Consider the following 17900-nt stretch of genomic DNA (forward strand, 5'->3'; position numbering starts at 1 on the left):
CGAGAGTCACTCCTCCGAGGCAACGGTGACTCTGACGCATCCATGACCAGGGCAAGCCTTTGAGTGCAGAGGAAAGTTGTTGTGATCGGTGGTGGCTCAGCCATGCGCAGTGCGACGAGCACGCTGATCGGTCGGGACGGTGACCTCCGTCGGATCCGCGATCTGCTGCGTATCAGGTCGGGCGGCGGGGCGCTGCTGCTGGCCGGCGACGCTGGGGTGGGGAAGACGGCGGTGCTGGAAGCTCTGGCCGGGGCCGCGGAGGCGGAAGGCATCCGGGTCCTCCGTGCCGTCGGCGTGGAGTTCGAGGCAGACTGCAGCTACTCGGGCCTCAATCAGATCCTTTTCCCGTTCCTGGACACCGTGGACGACCTTGACCTGCCTTTCCGTGATGCCCTCCGCGTGGCGCTCGGCTTCGACAGCGGTCGGCCGCCGGAGCGGCTCCTCGTCTCCAACGCTGTACTGCGGCTCCTCCAGACGGTCGCTGCCGGGGACCCGCTTCTGATCACCATCGATGACCTGCCCTGGGTCGACCGGGCGAGTACCGCCGTGCTGGGCTTCGTCGCCCGGCGGGTGACCGACGTCGGGGTGAGCGTGCTCGCCGCAGCCCGCTCCGGTGCTCATAGCCTCTACGAGGGCGGCGCACTGCCCACCTACGAGCTGCCACCGCTCGACGCGGAGTCAGCGGCTCAGTTGATCGGTAAGAAGTTTCCCGCCCTCGCGCGCAGTGTGCGCCAACACCTTCTGGCTGCGGCGGACGGCAATCCCCTGGCGCTGCTGGAGCTACCGACAGCACTGCAACCAACGCCGGCTGACCCACCCGCCGTGCTCCCACTCAGCCGGCGCCTGGAGACGCTGTTCGGCTCCCGCGTGACTGGCCTGCCCATGCCGTCCCAGAGTCTGCTGCTGCTCGCGGCGCTGGAAGGGACGGGCGACCTGGGTGTGCTGCAGGCGGCCTCACGACAGGCGAACGACGGATACAGCCTGGACGATCTCGCGCCCGCCGAACGTGACCAACTGGTGCACATCGAGGACAGGACACGGCGCCTTAGGTTTCGCCACCCGCTGATCCGCTCCGCCGTGGTGGGCAACTCGACCAGCAGCGAACGACGCGCAGCACACGGGGCGCTCGCCCAGGTCCTCGTCGACCAGCCCGAGCGCCGCGCCTGGCACCTGGGTGAGGCGACCCTGGAACCCGACGAGGAGGTTGCCGCCCTGCTGGAGCACGCGGCGCGCCTCACCCTGCGTCGTGGTGACGCAAACGGCGGGATGCGGGCACTTGTCCGGGCTGCAGTCCTCACCCCCCAGGGACCGAACCGCAGCCGCCGCCTCGCAGAGGCGGCCTACCTCGGCACTGAGTCCACCGGCGCACTTCACAGTGCCCGCAAGCTCCTGAACGACGCCAGGTCCGCTTCCCCGGAACTCGACGAACCCTCGCTGCACTTCGCCACGGCAGCGGCGCTGCTCGACCTCAACGGCGACGGTGATGTCGACACTGCTCACCGACTGCTGGTCGGGGTCATCGAGTCCGCGGCCGACACCCACAGGTATGAAGCCCGCGACAAGGCGCTCATCGACGCGCTTCACATGCTGGCGGTGATCTGCTTCTTCGGTGCTCGGCATGAACTGTGGCAGCCCTACTACCGGGTGCTGGAACAGCTGAAGCCGGAGCCTCCGGTCTTCCTGTCCGCACTGGGTAGGACGTTCTCCGACCCAGCGCGCACCGGCGCGGCAGCGTCCGGGGAACTCGACCTGCTCGTCGCGGGCCTTCCCGGGGAGACCGACCCCATCCAAATCAACCGCGTCGGCACGGCGGCCCTCTACCTCGACCGGCTCGGCGAAGTGCGCGAAGCGGCGCTGCGGGTGGTGCGCACCGGACGCGACGGCGGTGCGGCGAGGCGATACCTGTCCGCTCTGATCCACCTGTGCTTGGACGACTACCTCACCGGCATGTGGGACGAGGCACTCGACCTCGCCGACGAGGGACTCCAAATCTGCCAAGACCACGGATACAGTGCCTTCGCCTGGTACTTCCAATACGTCAAGTCCATCGTGCTGGGCGCTCGCGGGCATGCGGACGAGAGCCTTGCGACGGCCCACTGCGTAATCAACTGGGCCGTCCCCCGCGGAGCGCACGGCGCCGCGCACTATGCGCACCACGCGGCTGCGGTGGCAGCCCTGGGACTCGGCGACTTCTCGCTCGCCTACGAGCACGCGAATGCCGTCAGCCCCGCCGGGGACCTCGCGTCGCACGCCCCGCATGCGCTATGGGTGGCGATGGACCTGGTGGAGGCCGCCATCCGGATCAACAGGCCCGAGGATGCGGCCGAGCACGTACGTGCCATGCGGGAGGCACACACGGCCGCCCTGTCCTCCCGACACGCCATGCTGATGGACGCGTCGGCCGCCCTGTGCACCACCGACGACGAGGAGGCGCTACGGCTGTTCGCGCAAGCGTTGGCGACTCCTGGAGCCGAGCGATGGCGATTCGACTTCGCACGCGTCCAACTCGCCCACGGGGAGCGATTGCGGCGGGTCAGGGCGACGGCCGAGTCCCGGAAGCCGCTGCGTGCCGCGCTGGCAGCATTCGAGCACCTGGGAGCACGGCCGTGGGCCGAACGTGCACAGAAGGAGCTGCGAGCCGCGGGCTGGAGCAGGCGGAGTGCAGGTGAATCGAAGACACACACGCTCACGCCCCAGGAACTGGAGATAGCCCGGCTCGCGGCCTCTGGTCTGACCAACAAGCAGATCGCCGAGCGCCTGTTCCTCTCTCATCGGACCGTGGGTGCGCATCTGTACCAGGCCTATCCGAAGCTGGGCATCACGTCACGCGCCATGCTGCGCGACGCACTCGACTCCGAGGCCACGAGCCGGCGCACCGACGCTGCTGACGCTGCCGACGACAGTCCAGACGGCTGACGGCCTCTGCCGCTGAACCCGCGTCGGGGCCAAATGGAGATAGAAGTAATCCAACGGGCTGCCGACGTGCTGCTCGACGTTCGGCCGACGCGTGCTACAGCTTCGCCGTCTCTCCACGATCTAGGCCACAACCCGGACAGCGAGCAGGCCCACTGAAGAGGTCACGCAGGCCATGACCCACAGCGGCTTCCGGCACCTCACGGTCCTTGACCGCCCGGAGCCGGGGAGCTGATGCGCAACGGCGCCTATGCCCATCTCCTCGGCGGATGGCTCGTGCGGCCATACCTTGGTGAGGTCGAAAGGGTTGAAACGGAACGTCGCCGCCTCGGCCGCGGAGGCGTGATCTGCACCTGCACGGTCCAGGTCGGGAACTCACCCCGCGCGATGGCCTCGCGCGGGTCACGCCGGCGGGAGTCGGGGTCCTTGCCCGCGAGGATCTCCGCGCACGACGTTGGAATGCCGCGGTCACCGAAAGCCAGGTCACCTAGACCTCGATGCCTACCTTCGGATGCGGTGCGATCCCGTGATGATGGCTGACCTGGGTAGGCCTCTCCCGCGTGAGGGGATGGCCGACAAGGTCCGTCGGGATGCCCGGCAGGCAGCAGACGACCTTGCCTGGTTCAAGATGATCGTTCCCGATGCGATCAGCCCAGAGGTAGGGTTCTGCCTGAATTTCAAGGACAGGGCCTCGGTAAACGCGCCGTCCGCACCCTTGTGGAGGCCAGGGCCAGGGACCAGGACCGTTGGGGCCTGGTGCATGCCTTTCCGGCAACAGACAACGCGGCTTCGAATGGCATCTGCCGTTCCGTCGGGTTCCGCCTCCTCTCCCAGGTCGAGACGGCCTTCGCAGGACGAGTCCTCAAGACCAACCCGGACTGCGTCACATCAGCGTTGCCGTGTCAGTGCTGCCATTGCCCGATGGGATCCCGCGTTGGTCGGCAGCGGCCCAGCACGACCTTGGTCTCCAGGTACTCCTGCATGCCGTCGGGACCCCATTCGCGGCCGTTGCCCGACTCCTTGCACCCGCCCAAGGGCGCGGTCCAGTCGAACTCGGCGTTGTTGACGATCACGTAGCCCGCTTCGAGACGGGAACCGACGTCCGCGGCGTCCGCAACGTCGGTGCCGGTGACATAACCGGCAAGCCCGTAGCGGATGTCGTTGGCCATTTCGACAGCCTCATCCACCGTGTCGTAGGTGATGATCGACATCACCGGCCCGAGGATCTCTTCCTGGGCGATGGTCATGTCGTTGGTGACGCCGGAGAAGACCGTGGGCTTGACGAAGTGCCCCTTCTCCAGGCCATCCGGCTTGCCGAGGCCTCCGGTGACCAGGTGGGCTCCTTCGTCCAGGCCGGCCTGGATGTAGCGCTGGACGGTCCGCCACTGCTCGCCGGAGATCAGCGGGCCCATGTCGGTGCCCTCCGCCCGCGGGTCGCCGATCCTGATGGACTCGATCCGCAGGAGCAACACCGACAGGAACTCCTCCAGTCGCTCGCGCGGCACCAGGGTCCGGCTCGGCGCACTGCAGATCTGGCCGGCGTTGGCTGTCAGCCAGGTGAGCGCTGTACCGGCCGCGACGTCCATGTCGGCATCGGGCATGATCACCTGCGGCGACTTGCCGCCGAGTTCGGTGGCCACGCGCTTGGCGCTCTTGGCCGCGGCGTTCACCTGGAGCGCGGCCTCACCCGAGCCGGTAAAGGACACCAAGGCGACATCGGGGTGCGACGCGAGCGAGTTTCCGATCACCGAGCCGCGGCCGGTGACGAGGTTGAAGACACCTGCGGGGACACCGGCGGCCTCAAGGATCTCGGCCAGGACGACAGCCGAGTACGAAGCCAGCTGAGCCGGCTTGAGAACGACGGTGCAGCCCGCCGCCAGCGCCGAGGCGGTCTTGCCGGCCGGCTGAAGAGCGGGGAAGTTCCACGGAGTGATCAAAGCCGCCACGCCAATGGGTTCCTTGCGGATGTAGGTGGTGCCACGGTCTTCGATAAACGCAAACGTCTTGAGCACCTGGGCAGCGGCCCGGAACTGGATCAGCCCAGCGGCAACGTGCATGGCACGGGACAGCGGCAGCGGACAGCCCAGCTCGGCGGTGACCGCCTGGGCCATATCCTCGGCGCGCCGCTCGTACTCGTCGACGACCCGCTCCAGCAGGTCGATGCGCTCCTGGCGGGTGGTCCGCGAGAATGCGGGGAATGCGCGGCCGGCCGCGGCAACCGCCAGGTCGACATCGGCCTCGCCGCCGAGCGCCACCCGGCCGGACACCTCGCCGGTGGCGGGGTCGGTCAGATCGACGACCGTGCCGTCGAGGGGCTCGCGCCAGGCGCCGTCGATGTACAGCTTGGTGTAGTCACGCACGTTGTCTCCGTCAGAGTCGCGGTTCGCCACATGGACGGCCATGTGGCGAAGGCGGCCATTGGCGCCTTGCGGAATCCATCGTCGTGACAGAGAGACCTGGCATACAGGGAGATCTTTTCCTGGGCAGCCGTCCCTAGGAAAGCCAGTACCAGGCATGCGCAGACCGCTTCCGCACAGCTGCGGAGAGCTTCGTGGCCGCCTGCCGACCTCGGTGACGAGCGCACAGGCCCGCCGCACGCAAGGCACGCGAGCGTGATGACGTGCTCGTCTGTGAGGCGGGGCAGCGCTGGTCCAAGGGACGCTCAGGCATCGCCGAGCAGACGCTCCACCAATAGGTCCCAGTCGGTGTTGTCCAGTTCCGCACCAGGTGGCACAAGCTCGAAGGTGCCCAGCAGCTGTGCGTCGCCCATGCCGCTGCGCCCCTGGGTGCCGTTTCTTCTGTGCATTGCGCAGGTGATGGCTCATCTGAAGGATGCGCTGTCGTCGAGAAGACGAGGAGCGGCAGTCGGCATTGGCTGCTCTCGCACACGGCAACCGGAGACGGAAACCGTGTCATGGTGAATAGGACTGCCCGTACTGGCCAGTGGGAGGCCCGAGCCGCCCTGTCGAGCCGCGACGATCTCGGCAACGATCGACAGGGCCGTCTCCTCGGGCGTGCGCGCGCCGAGGTCGAGGCCGATCGGTGAATGCAACCGGGCCAGCTCGTGATCGGTCACCCCTGCTGCGCGCAGGCGCTGCATGCGGTCCTCATGGGTGCGCCGGGACCCCATGGCCCCGACATAGGCAACCGGCAGCTTCAGCGCTCGTTGCAGGAGCGGTATGTCGAACTTGGCATCGTGCGTGAGCACACACAGCACCGTGCGGTTGTCTAGGCGAGTGGCTGCCAGGTAGCGGTGAGGCCAGTCGACGACCACTTCGTCCGCTTCCGGGAAACGCACTTTGGTCGCGAACACCGGTCGGGCATCGCAGACGGTCACGTGGTAGCCGAGGAATCTGCCGAGCCGTACCAGCGCTGCCGCGAAGTCGATCGCACCGAAGACGATCAAACGTGGGGCCGGGACACTGGACTCGACCAGCAGCGTCAGCGGGCGACCGCAGCAGGACCCTTCCTCGCCGATCACGACTGTCCCGGTGCGCCCCAGTTCCAGCATCGCCCGAGCCTCGGCCGCTGCAGTGCGATCCAGTTGCGGCTGGTCACCCAGCGTGCCCTCATACGACCCGTCGGAGTGGACTGCCAGCGCGCGACCGAGCAGTTCGGCCGGCCCGTCGACAACACGAGCGAGCGCAACCGTCTCCTGTGAGTGTGCGGCCAACAACGCGGCGGTGAGGACGTCCCGGTCCGGATCACCGGCACGGACCGGCGTGACCAGGATGTCGATGACCCCGCCACATGTGAGGCCGACGGCGAAGGCGTCCTCGTCGCTGTACCCGAACCGCTGCAGGACGGTCTCACCGTCTTTCAGCGCCTGCTGACACAGGTCGTACACCGCGCCCTCCACACAACCGCCGGAGACCGAGCCGACGGCCGTGCCGTCCGGCGCCACGGCAAGGGCGGCGCCAGGCGCACGCGGTGCGCTACCGCTGACCGCGACCACAGTGGCGACGGCGAAGTCACGGCCCTGCTCAAGCAACTGCCACAACTCCCGTGCGATGTCCAGCATATGTTTCTCCCCGGCGAAGAGGATCACTCCGCGGCTGATCGGCCGCGGAGCGGGTGTCAGAGCATGAGCTGGTCGATGGTGATGGGCAGGGAGCGGAGGCGGCGTCCGGTGGCGTGGAAGACGGCGTTGCCGATGGCGGCTGCCAGACCGACCAGACCGATCTCGCCGACTCCCTTGGTTCCGACCGCGGTTGCCCGGTCGGGACCGCCGACGAACAGCACCTCCATGTCGGGGATGTCGGCGTTCACCGGCATCAGATAGTCGCCGAACGTGGCGTTGGCAATGCGTCCCGTGACCGCGTCGGTGGCCGTCTCCTCGAACATCGCCTGGCTGATGCCACCCACGGTCCCGCCGATGATCTGACTGGCGGCGGTCTTCTCGTTGAGGATGCGCCCGCCGTCGATGACGGAGACCACCCGTGCCACCCGCAGCAGGCCCAGTTCGGGATCGATGCGGACTTCGACGAACTTCGCACCGAAGGCACCTGCGGCGGCCATCCCCAGCTCCTCGCTGCCGGGCGGCGTGCTTCTGCCGTCGGCGCTGAGTTCCTCCAGGCCGTGACGGGCCAGGATGTCGACGTAGGACTCCCCCTGCGTCGGGTCCCCGGTGCGGTGGATGCGCCCGCCCGTGACGGTCACGTCATCGACGGCGGCGCCGCGCAGGGGGGAACCGGCCTCGTCGCGCACCACGTCGAGGAACTCCTGCACCAGGCGCCGGCAGGCTGCGTGGACGGCGTTGCCCAGGGCCCCGGTCAGACCCGATCCGCCGGCCTGGGGCGAGTAGGGCATGTCGGAGTCCCCGAGGCCGAATCGCACCCGGTGGACATCCAGGCCCAGGAGCTCGGCCGCGAGTTGGGTCATGACCGTGTAGGTGCCGGTTCCGATGTCGGTGGCGGCGCTGCGCACATACGCCGAACCGTCGCGGCGCACGGAAGCTCGTGCCTGGCACGGTGCCTGGTAGAAGGGGTAGGAGACCCCGGCCAGGCCGTAGCCGACGAGCCGGCGGCCGTCCCGCATGGAGCCCGGCTGCGGGGTACGCCGCGACCAGCCGAACCGGTCGGCGCCTTCGAGGTAGCACTCCCGCAGTGCCTTGCTCGACCAGGGAAGACCGAGGATCGGGTGCTTTTCCGCATAGTTGTTCAGGCGGAACTCGAGTGGGTCCATGCCCAGGGCGTGGGCGACTTCGTCGATCGCGGACTCGAGAGCGAAGTTGCCCTGTCCCTCGGCCGGCGCCCGCATGGAGCCCGGGCAAGGGATGTTGAGGCGTGCCTGCCGGTCGCGGGTCAGTACGTTGGGGCAGGCGTAGGAGACGGCCGATCCGAAGGAGACCGGTTCGTAGTCGTCGTCCTCCATCGCGACGGACGAGATGCCGTGATGTTCGATGGCGACGAGGTCCCCGTCCCGGGTGGCACCGATCTTGATCTGCTGGACGCTGTTGGGCCGGTGCCCCACGGAGGTGAACATCTCCGGCCGGGTCAGGACCAGCTTGACCGGACGGTTGACCTCGCGGGCCGCCAGGACGGTGAGGATCACATGCGGCCACATCCTGAGGCCGGCGCCGAAGCCGCCCCCGACGAACGGGGCCAGGACTCTGATGCCGCTCTCGGGGATCTTGAAGACCGCGGCGAGCGAGGTCCGTATGTTGTGGGGCCACTGCGTGGAGTCGTGCACGGTCAGCGACTGGCCGTTCCAGTACGCGACGGTGGACATGAGGCCGAGCGGGTTGTTCGTGTTGTCGGGGGTGGTGTAGGTGCCCTCGACGACGACGTCCGCCTGGGCGAATCCGGCCGCGACGTCACCGCGCTCGGTGTCCAGCCCCCAGGGGTTCTCGACGATCTCGGCACGCGGGTCGTCGATGTCGAGCACGGCCTCGGTCGCCTCGTACTCGACGCGTACCAGCCGTGCGGCGTGCCGGGCCTGCTCCGCGCTCTCGGCCACCACGACCGCGATGTGCTGGCCGTAGTGCAGGACGCGGTCGTCCTGCAGCGGAGCCGGAGGCGATCCGCCCAGCAGGGTCATCGGGCCGCGTTCCAGCTTCGGCGCGTTCAGATGCGTGATGACGGTCAGCACACCCTGCGCCGCCAGGGCATCGGTCACATCGATGCTGCGGATACGTCCGGCAGCGATGGTGCTGCCCACCAAGGCGGCGTGCGCCATACCGGGGAAGGAGAAGTCGTTGGGGTACTGAGCCGCTCCGGTCACCTTCAGCGGGGCGTCCACGCGGTCGATGCCCGCACCGACGATCTTGCCGGCCTCGAGAGTCGTCATGACAGCGCTCCTGCGACGGTCTCCAACGTGCGTACGAGCGTCCGCTTGGCCAGCTCCACCTTGAAGGCGGTGCCGGGCAGGGTCCTGGCTCCCTGGAGGGCCGCCTCGGCCGCACTGCGGAAGGAGTCGGCACCCGCGTGGGCGCCGCGCAGGACGTCTTCCGCGTCCCAGGCCCGCCAGGGGATCGTGCCCACCCCACCCAGCGCCACGCGTGCCTCCTGGATGACGCCGTCCTCGATCACGAGAGCGACCCCGGCCGAGGTCAGAGCGAACTCGTAGGAGACACGGTCACGGATCTTGAGGTAGTGAGACCGCGCCCCCTCGGGAAGCAGCGGGATCTCCACCGAGGTGATCAGTTCACCGTGCCGCAGCACGTTCTCGATGTGGGGCGTGTCGCCCGGCGGCAGGTAGAACCGGGTGAGGGGAACCGACCGTGACCCGTCCGCGCCCAGGACATGGACGATCGCGTCGAGCGCCGTCAGCGGTACCGCGACGTCCGAGGCGTGCAGGGCGATGCAGTGGTCGCTGGTGCCGAGGATGGCATGCATCCGCTGAATCCCGGTGATGGCGGCGCACCCAGAGCCCGGGTTCCGCTTGTTGCAGGCCGCGACGGTCGGGTCCCTGAAATAGCGGCACCGGGCCCGCTGCAGCAGGTTTCCGCCGATGGTGGCCATGTTGCGCAGCTGTGTCGAGGCGCCGAGCAGAAGGGCTTCCCGTACGAAGGGCAGGCGCTCACTGACGACGGGATCGGCGGCCAGTTCCTCCATCGTCGTCAGCGCGCCGACCCGGATCGCCGAGTCGGTGTGCCTGATACCGCCGAGGGGCAGGCGCGTGATGTCGACGAGCCGGTCCGGGTTCAGGACCCCGTCCTTCATGAGATCCAGCTGGGTGGTGCCACCGGCGAGGAACGAGGCGTGCGGATCAGCGGTCACCACGGCCACGGCCTGGTCGGCGTCGGTGGCCCGGGCGTACTCGAAGGGGTGCATCATGAACCTTCCGCCGTCACTTCGCGAATCGCCGCGCGAATGTTCGGATAGGCGCCGCAGCGGCAGATGTTGCCGCTCATGAACTCGCGGATGTCCTCCTCGGAGTTCGCGCGTCCCTCGGCGATGAGACAGACCGCGGACATGATCTGCCCCGGCGTGCAGTAACCGCACTGGAACGCGTCATGCCGGGCGAAGGCCGCCTGCATCGGGTGCAACTCGCCGTCGACGGAGAGGGCTTCTACCGTGGTGATCTCACGCCCCTCGTACTGGGCCGCCAGCGCGAGACACGACACCACCCGCCTGCCGTCGACCATGACCGTGCAGGCCCCGCACGCACCCTGATCACACCCCTTCTTCGCTCCGGTGAGGCCCAGGTGGTCACGCAGCGCGTCGAGCAGCGTCACCCGCGCATCGAACCGGAGCCGGTGAAGGGTGCCATTCACATTCAGGGTGACGTCGACCTGAGGCACTTCCGGCGGCGCCTGTCCGGCCGACCGTGCCCGGGTTTTCACATGCTTCATGGCGCCTCAATTCTGATTTTCCAGAGGTTTACTTGCCAGGCAGGGGAAATCCTCTGATTCCAACCCTGCAGCCAGATGCCTCGTCTCAGTAAAAGTGGCACTCCGTGTTCTCCAATTATACCGTCAGCGAGAAATGGCGGCCGTGCACCTATGCGTGTGAGGCCCGTTTCGGATTCTCATGCTCAACACGCCAGCACATCGAACAGGCGTCGGCGTCGTCCCAGGTCGTGGAGTGGCTCAGCACTCCACGACCTGGGCTTGCGCATGCGGCCCTGGGGCCATGACCAATTCGTGGTCGCCCTGCCGCCGGGCCATCCCCTCGCCGAGGACGCGGGTAAGGCCGAGGACGCGGGTAAGCCCGTCAACCCGTCCCGCTTCGCCAACGTGCCCTGGGTCTGACTGCGCCGAGAGGGATCACCGAACTACCACGGCCAGCTCATGGCCACCTGCCGCGCCGCGCCGAGGGCGCAGCAGACGTAGACGACCGCCGAGTGGTCGTACCGAAGTGCCACTGCTGCTCGTACAGCGGAGACGGCGCGTGGCTGGCGGCCATGACCACAAAGACGACGCCGACCACCCATCTCCAGTGGGAATCCAGGGGGCCAGCAAGTCATCTGCTGATGGCACTTGCCGGGTCAGCTCACGGACTTCGGGATGCTCGTCACGTCACTGACCTGGCCCGTGAGAGCGGCGAAGTTTGCTTCCTCGCGTTCCCGCCTTGTGGAACGCCCCCGTGAACCGCAGTTCTCATGCGGCGAGGCCCTCGGCGAGGACCTTGGCTTTGGTGGCCGCGTCCTCAAGGGCGCGATCGCGGGAGGCCTCAAAGAGCGGGATCAGTTCAGCCATGGTCGGGTTGTGTGGAGCCATGGTCAGCTCCGGGACGATGAAGTCGAGGTCGAGGGCGAGCATGCCGGCGAGGGTCGCCGTCAGGTAATTCTGGACGTATTCGTAGGGCTCCTTCGGCGTGCCGGGCGCGTAGGAGCCGCCGCGACTGGCGACGACGACGGCCGGGGTGCCCTTGGCGGAGGGGGCTTCTCCCGAGGTGCGGCCGAAGAGGATCACGTTGTCCAGCCATGCCTTGAGGGTCGACGGGATCGCGTAGTTGTACATCGGGGCGCCGATCAGCACCGCGTCCGCCTGCTCCAGCCCTTCAATGAGCCGCACGCGTTCGGCGAAGGCGGCGGCCTGCTCGGGCGTGCGGCCAAGTGGGTCGGTGAAGCCCGCGGTGTGGGCGTCGGCGGTGATGTGCGGGACGGGGTCGACGGAGAGGTCGCGGTAGATCACCGTGCCCTCCGGGTGCTGCTCCTCCCAGGTCTTGCGGAATGTCTCCGTGACGGCCCGGGAGGCGGAGGCGCCGCTCGGGAATACGGAGGATTCGATGTGCAGCAACGTGGCCATGAAGTAGCTCCAGTAAGGGTGACGTGGAAGGGCGAGTGCGCGCGACGGCTGCCGCGGGGCTCGTGGCCGGTGAGGCCGATGGGGCGGGCGGTCAGGCCGGCGGCCGAGGGCGCAGGACGCCGGTGGGGTCGTAGCGCTTCCACAGGTCGGTGACGCGGGTGCCCACCGGTCCCGGATAGGCACGGGTGAACGTCGTCTCGTCCGGGGCGCTTTCGAAGTTCACGTACGCACCGTCGGTGTGCGGGGCGATGCGCGCCCAGGCGACGGCCAGCGTGGCGCGGTCGTCCGGCGGGAACGCGGAGGCGATGACGAGGGTGTTCTGGTGGCGGTGTGGGAACGCCGTGGCCGACGCGGCCGGGTCGTGGGTCGCGCCGCCGAGCGAACGCAGCTGGACCAGGACCGGGTCGGGGCCGGCCGATGCCTCTACCAGGGCACGGGCGGTGTCCGGGGTCATGCGGGTGAGCAGTCCGTTGGTCGTGCTGGAGGGCATCTGTCCGGTGTTGGCGTGCAGGTGGAGCGGCGGGACCAGCTCCGTGTAGGGGATGACTTGGGCCTGTTGGGTCCTCACATCTCCCACGCGGAGCAGCGGTTCGACGGCATCGCGGATGACGGACGTACTCTCCGAGGCCACGACGGCGGTGATGAACGCGGCAGTGGTAGCGCCCTGCGAGGACAGCATCACCGCCGTCGACAGCTCGCGCGGCGCCCGCGCCATGACGTCGGCCCAGCGCCGCAGCGTCTCCCCGGCCGGGTCCACCGCCACGACCAACTGGGCGTAGCCGACGTCGCGAAGCGCCATGGCCTCGATCTCGAAGGCCAGCGCGATCCCGGCACCCGCGCCGGCCCCGCGCATCACCCACAGTAGGTCGGGCTCGGTCTCCGCGTCGGCGCGGATCGCCGTTCCGTCAGGCAGGACGGCCTCGACGGCACGGATGCGGTCGATAGTCAGCCCGTACTGCCGTACCAGCCAGCCGACACCTCCCCCGGTGGCGATGCCGCCGACGCCGACGTTGCCGTGATCGCCCGAGCTGATGGCGAGCCCGTGCGGAGCGAGCGCCTGGGCGACCTGGGCCCAGCGGGCGCCCGCCTCGACACGGACCAGACGGGAGCCGCGGTCGAGGACGTCGACCCGGTGCAGCGCGCTCAGGTCGATGACGAGCCCGCCGTCGTTGGTGCCGCTGCCGGACAGGCCGTGTCCGCCGCTGCGGACGGCCACCCGAAGGCCCGTCGTCCGCGCGAGCCGCAGCGCCGCCGCGACGTCGTCCGCAGACTCGGGCAGAACAACGGCGGCCGGCCGGCCGACGGTGGTGTAGGTGGAGCGCAGCAGCCGGTAGCGGCGGTCGTCAGGCGTGACCACCTTGCCGACCAGCTCGGCGGGCAGGGTGCCAAGGAGACGGTTCATCGCCCGCTCCGGACGGCGTCTACGCGCTCGCGCACCGCGGGCACGACCTCGTCGGCGAAGAGCGCGAGCTGCCGCTCGGGATCACTGGCGGGCCAGAAGACGAAGGTGTCGAATCCAAGTTCGATGGCCCACTCGGTGAGGGTGTCCACCCACCGCCGCACATCGCCGACGAGTCCGGGCCCCTCGCCGTGGGCGCCGATCACGCCGATCACGTTGTAGACGCGCCGCAGCGCCCTCGGGTCGCGTCCCGCGCCGGAGGCCGCCTCGTCGATGATCCGCTGGCGCGAGGGCACCTCGGGCGGCGGGACGTAGATGTTCAGCGGAGAGATCCACCCATCGGCCAACCGGCCGGTGACGGCGAGCATCCGTGGTTTCTGGGCACCGAGCCAGAGCTCGACGGGCTTCGGGGGCACGGGACCGGCGCGGTAACCGTCGACAGCGTGGTACGCGCTGTGCAGTTGCACGATGCCTCCGGCCATGGCCGTACGCAGGAGCCCCAGGGACTCTTCGACGAACGCCACCATGTCCTGGCCGCGTCGTGCCGGGCCGCCCATCGAGGCGATGGCATCGGGGATCCCGCCGCCTCCGACGCCCAGCTGGATCCGGCCATCGGTGAGCACGCTCAGCGACGCGGCGGCCTTGGCGAGCATCACCGGCGCACGCAGCTGCAGGTCGGCGACATCGGTGAAGAAGGAGATGCGGTCGGTGGCCGCGGACAGATGCGTGATCAGGGTCCAGGCGTCGAGGTGGCCGGGCTGGTAGGGATGGTCCTGGACGGCGAGGTAGTCAAGGCCCGAGTCCTCCGCCGTGCGCGCGAGGTGCTGTGTCTGCGTCCAGGCCCCGGCGGAAGGATCAAGACTCACTCCGAAGGAGAGTGGGCGTCGGTAGTCGGTCATGCGTCCAAGGTGCGGCGAACCACCCCACCGGCAAAACGGAGGGTAAGGTACTAATCTTTTGTAAGTGGATCCTATTCGTGACGAGAACTGCCCACGCTTCGAGGACACCCTGGAACTGGTCGGACGCCGCTGGACGGGTTCGGTCCTGCAGGCTGCCGACCAAGGAGCCCGGCGCTTCGGCGAGTACCGGGCGATGATCGACGGCATCTCCGACCGGCTACTCTCCCAGCGCCTGAAGGAACTCGAGGCCGCAGGCCTCATCGAGCGCACGGTCATCCCCAGTACGCCGGTACAGATCCGCTACCAGCTGGCTCCGGATGGCCGGGCACTGGTGGACGCCTTGCTGCCCCTCGCGCAGTGGAGCATGCGACGCTCCAGCACCTAGGCAGGCTGCCGAAGGCTTCGCGAGTGTCGTCGCGGATCTCTCGGCGATACGCAAGCGGCGGAACCAGTGCAGTAGTGCGCTTCTCTGCTCGGCGACCCATCGGTGGATGCCGAGTCCTGAGCCGTGTTCGGTACCGCCGCGGAGCGATGACGGGGATGATGCCGGCGGCCCGGACCTGTCTGCGGCGCTTGTCTTGGGCGTAACCGCGGTCGGCGGCTACGCGCTGGCTGAACTGCGCGGCATCGCAGGGATCGGCCGGGTCCTGACCCTCGGCACGCTCCCGACAGCTGGGCTGCGCCAGAACGCCGACGCGTCGCGGGACGGGCTGACCGGCCAATTGTTGCGCCTTGGCGCTGTGGGAGCCGTAACGTGTTGCTGGAGCGCCTGCTCGACGATTCCTGAGCACTCCGACAAGGGTGCGGAACCGCGCCCTTCCACCCTGGTTGAGCAGCTCAACGAGGCCACGACCAGCAGGTGGCTCCAAACCTCGTGCGCGCGCGTCTCGGAGGACCTCGGAGGACACTGAGTCCGTACCGAGTTCTGAGGCAAGTGAGAGCTGATGACTATGGGTGCACCTCATGCCACCGACCGCAGCGACCCCCACGAGGGAGTCCCGGCGGAGAACCATGCCCATATGGTCATTGACCAGCGGGGCGCGGTGGTCGGGTGGAGCCCGGAGGCCGAAGGGCTGCTGGGCTACCCGGCCCCTGCAATGCTGGGGCGCCCGGCATTGGACCTGCTGGCCGGTGTCGATCCGACCGCGCAGTCACTCGTCGCCACCGATGACTTCGCCGTTCCACTGCGGCGCCAGGACGGCGCCTTCCTGGCGTGCCGGCTGACCATCCGTCCTGAGCTCAAGGATGAGGCGGGGATGCGTTGGGCGGTGACACTCGCCCCTGCCGAGGAGGGAAGCCCGACGGCGGCACTCGACCACGCCCTCCTGGAGACACTCTTCACTGTCTCTCCCGTAGGTCTGTTCCTCCTCGATCCCAGCCTGCGGCTCATCCGGTTCAACCCCGCAGCCGAAGGCATGCAGGGCTCCCCCGTCGAAGAAGCCGTCGGCAAACGGCCTACAGAAGTGTGGCCGGGTTTCCCCGCGGAAACTGTAGAGCGCGTCATGGAACAGGTGCTCGCCACGGGGCAGCCGGTGATCGGCGTAGAGAAGCACATGCGCCCGCCAGGCGATCCCAACCATGATCACGTCTATTCGGCCAACGTATTCCGCCTGCAGGACGCTCATGGTCGGCTCCTGGGCATCGCCGACGCCACAGTCGACGTCACCGACCGCCACCTGGCGCAGCATCGGCTGAAGGTGCTCGCGCAGGCCGGCACACGGATCGGATCCACACTCGATGTCCTCGACACCGTCCGGGGCCTGGCAGAGGTATCCGTGCCGGGCCTGGCCGACAGCATGGCCGTGGAGGTGTTGGAGCCAGTACTCGCGGGAGAGGACCTCGAACCCGGTCCCGTGCAACGCGACACCGTACTGCGTCGGGCGGCATGCCGCTCGCGGGACGACACGGAGCCCTGGACGGCCTGCGACGAGGACGGCGCCCTGCCCCCGGTGGCTGCTGCCGAGGCCCTCGCCGACCTCGAGCCGCTCATGGTCGATCCGCTCAGTTCCCTCGGGCAGCGGGCGTTGCACAGCCTGCGGGCACCCAGGAACAAGGTCCATTCGCTGCTGCTCGTACCGCTGGTCGCCCAGAACAGAGCTCTCGGGCTCGCAACATTCTGTCGCTGGGGGGAGCGCAGGGCTTTCGAACGTGACGATCTGACCCTGGCCGGAGAACTCGCCCTGCGCACCGCAGCCTGCCTGGACAACTCTCGCCGATACCTGCGTGAGCGCCATTCCTTGACCGCACTGCGGCACGCCCTGCGTCCGAGCGGCCTCCCCCCTGACCACGCCGTGGATGTGGCGCACGACTACGTGCACGCGGGCTCCGGCGGCGACTGGGTCGACGCTGTGCCGCTCTCCGGGGCCCGGGTGGCCCTTGTCGCCGGCCGTGTGTCCGGTCACGGTGTGCAGACCGCCGCGGCCGCAGGGCGGCTGCGCGCGGCGGTGCACACACTGTCGGACCTGGACCTGGAACCGGATGAACTGCTCGCCCGGCTCGACGACCTGGTACGCCGGCTCAACGGAAGCATCGGGCACAACGGGCCCACGCACGGGGTCGGCCCACCATGGCCGATGCAGGCGGCCCGAAAGTCCGCCGACGGAGACGAGGCCGGCGCGACATGCCTCTACCTGATCTACGACCCCGTGTCACAGCGCTGTTCCATCTCCAGTGCGGGTCACCCCGCGCCCGTGATCGTGCACCCTGACGGCACGACGGTGATCCTCGAGCCCCCGGCCGGCGCCGCCCTCTCCTGCACCGGCGAGCCGTTCGAGAAGGTCGACATCGACCTTCCCGAGGAGTCGATGCTCATCCTGTACTCGCCAGGCCTCATCCAGGAACAGCCCGAACACCGGGTCCGGGAACGCTTGGCCGACCTCCTGGCCGGCTTCTCCGGCTCCGTGCGCCAGGCATGCAGCGCGGTGACCCAAGCGCTGATCCCGAACCCGCCCCGGGAAGACGCTGCCATTCAGGTCGCCCGCACCCACACGCTGGGTCCGGAGCGGGTCGTGACATGGGACCTGCCGAGCGATCCGTCGGTGGTCTCCAAGGCCCGCTCGCTCGTCACGCGGCAGCTCACCACCTGGGAGATGGACGAAGCGGCGTTCACCACCGAGCTGATAGCCAGTGAGCTCGTCACCAATGCCATCCGCTACGCGAAGCCTCCCGTGCGGCTTCGACTCATCCGCAGCCACGTACTGACCTGCGAGGTCTCCGACGGCAGCAGCACCTCCCCACGGCTGCGGCACGCTCGCACCACCGACGAGGGCGGCCGGGGGCTTCTCCTCGTCGCCCGGTGCTCCGAACGGTGGGGCACCCGCTACACCGAGGACGGCAAGACCGTCTGGGTCGAGCAGAGCATTCCTGATGGCTTGGAGTGAGCAGGTCAGCGTCCGTGCGATAGTCACGCGGCGACATTCCCGTGACCGCTTGAAAGCGACCCTCAACGCGCTCTCTGACCTGTATCCCACAGACCGGGCGATGGAAACCACCGTTT

The 17900-nt window shown here is 68.6% G+C and carries 13 protein-coding genes and 2 pseudogenes; 5 read left to right on the forward strand and 10 right to left on the reverse strand.

What is annotated here, in order from left to right:
* Window positions 1-102: 102 nt before the first annotated feature.
* Entirely contained in the window at window positions 103-2916 is a 2814-nt protein-coding gene (locus C3488_RS28490; protein WP_103843788.1) for a LuxR family transcriptional regulator, read from the forward strand.
* 207 nt (window positions 2917-3123) lie between these two features.
* Here the strand turns inward: C3488_RS28490 and C3488_RS28495 are convergent.
* Window positions 3124-3383 (reverse strand): annotated as a pseudogene (locus C3488_RS28495) (catalase); the annotation flags it as partial.
* A gap of 41 nt (window positions 3384-3424) precedes the next feature.
* Here C3488_RS28495 and C3488_RS41885 point away from each other — a divergent pair.
* A pseudogene (locus tag C3488_RS41885) lies at window positions 3425-3786 on the forward strand (GNAT family N-acetyltransferase); the annotation flags it as partial.
* Window positions 3787-3815: 29 nt separating this feature from the next.
* Here C3488_RS41885 and C3488_RS28505 read toward each other — a convergent pair.
* From C3488_RS28505 to C3488_RS28525, 6 genes are all read right to left on the reverse strand, one after another.
* Window positions 3816-5273: an aldehyde dehydrogenase family protein gene (locus tag C3488_RS28505; protein ID WP_103843800.1), complete on the reverse strand. Its 1458-nt coding sequence runs from the start codon at window positions 5271-5273 to the stop codon at window positions 3816-3818.
* A 302-nt stretch (window positions 5274-5575) separates the two neighbouring features.
* Complete coding sequence (locus C3488_RS40770) at window positions 5576-5719, reverse strand: hypothetical protein (RefSeq protein WP_181139227.1); 144 nt, start codon at window positions 5717-5719, stop codon at window positions 5576-5578.
* A 15-nt stretch (window positions 5720-5734) separates the two neighbouring features.
* On the reverse strand, window positions 5735-6934 hold the full coding sequence (locus C3488_RS28510; RefSeq protein WP_103843789.1) for an XdhC/CoxI family protein: 1200 nt from the start codon (window positions 6932-6934) through the stop codon (window positions 5735-5737).
* A gap of 56 nt (window positions 6935-6990) precedes the next feature.
* A complete protein-coding gene (locus C3488_RS28515; protein WP_103843790.1) occupies window positions 6991-9201 on the reverse strand; it encodes a xanthine dehydrogenase family protein molybdopterin-binding subunit in 2211 nt (736 codons plus the stop codon).
* On the reverse strand, window positions 9198-10187 hold the full coding sequence (locus tag C3488_RS28520; RefSeq protein WP_103843801.1) for a xanthine dehydrogenase family protein subunit M: 990 nt from the start codon (window positions 10185-10187) through the stop codon (window positions 9198-9200). The genes C3488_RS28515 and C3488_RS28520 overlap by 4 nt, the downstream gene beginning before the upstream one ends.
* Window positions 10187-10708, reverse strand: a complete 522-nt coding sequence (locus tag C3488_RS28525) for a (2Fe-2S)-binding protein (RefSeq protein ID WP_103843791.1) — start codon at window positions 10706-10708, stop codon at window positions 10187-10189. The genes C3488_RS28520 and C3488_RS28525 overlap by 1 nt, the downstream gene beginning before the upstream one ends.
* A gap of 258 nt (window positions 10709-10966) precedes the next feature.
* Here C3488_RS28525 and C3488_RS40775 point away from each other — a divergent pair, with 258 nt between their 5' ends.
* Window positions 10967-11107 carry a hypothetical protein gene (locus C3488_RS40775; protein ID WP_181139228.1) on the forward strand — a complete coding sequence of 47 codons (141 nt, stop codon included), beginning with the start codon at window positions 10967-10969 and terminating at the stop codon, window positions 11105-11107.
* Window positions 11108-11455: 348 nt separating this feature from the next.
* Here the strand turns inward: C3488_RS40775 and C3488_RS28530 are convergent, their stop codons facing one another.
* The 3 genes from C3488_RS28530 to C3488_RS28540 form a co-directional block, all read right to left on the reverse strand.
* Complete coding sequence (locus tag C3488_RS28530) at window positions 11456-12106, reverse strand: FMN-dependent NADH-azoreductase (RefSeq protein ID WP_103843792.1); 651 nt, start codon at window positions 12104-12106, stop codon at window positions 11456-11458.
* Window positions 12107-12197: 91 nt separating this feature from the next.
* On the reverse strand, window positions 12198-13508 hold the full coding sequence (locus C3488_RS28535; protein WP_103843793.1) for an FAD-binding oxidoreductase: 1311 nt from the start codon (window positions 13506-13508) through the stop codon (window positions 12198-12200).
* Window positions 13505-14404 carry an LLM class flavin-dependent oxidoreductase gene (locus tag C3488_RS28540; protein WP_103843794.1) on the reverse strand — a complete coding sequence of 300 codons (900 nt, stop codon included), beginning with the start codon at window positions 14402-14404 and terminating at the stop codon, window positions 13505-13507. The genes C3488_RS28535 and C3488_RS28540 overlap by 4 nt, the downstream gene beginning before the upstream one ends.
* 64 nt (window positions 14405-14468) lie before the next feature.
* Here C3488_RS28540 and C3488_RS28545 point away from each other — a divergent pair, with 64 nt between their 5' ends.
* Together C3488_RS28545 and C3488_RS28555 are read left to right on the forward strand one after the other, a co-directional pair.
* A complete protein-coding gene (locus C3488_RS28545; RefSeq protein WP_103843795.1) occupies window positions 14469-14789 on the forward strand; it encodes a helix-turn-helix domain-containing protein in 321 nt (106 codons plus the stop codon).
* A 634-nt stretch (window positions 14790-15423) separates the two neighbouring features.
* Window positions 15424-17784, forward strand: a complete 2361-nt coding sequence (locus tag C3488_RS28555) for a SpoIIE family protein phosphatase (RefSeq protein ID WP_103843797.1) — start codon at window positions 15424-15426, stop codon at window positions 17782-17784.
* The last annotated feature ends 116 nt before the right edge of the window (window positions 17785-17900 follow it).

Origin of the sequence: Streptomyces sp. Ru72 (assembly GCF_002920635.1) — a bacterium.
Taxonomy (GTDB): Bacteria; Actinomycetota; Actinomycetes; order Streptomycetales; family Streptomycetaceae; genus Streptomyces.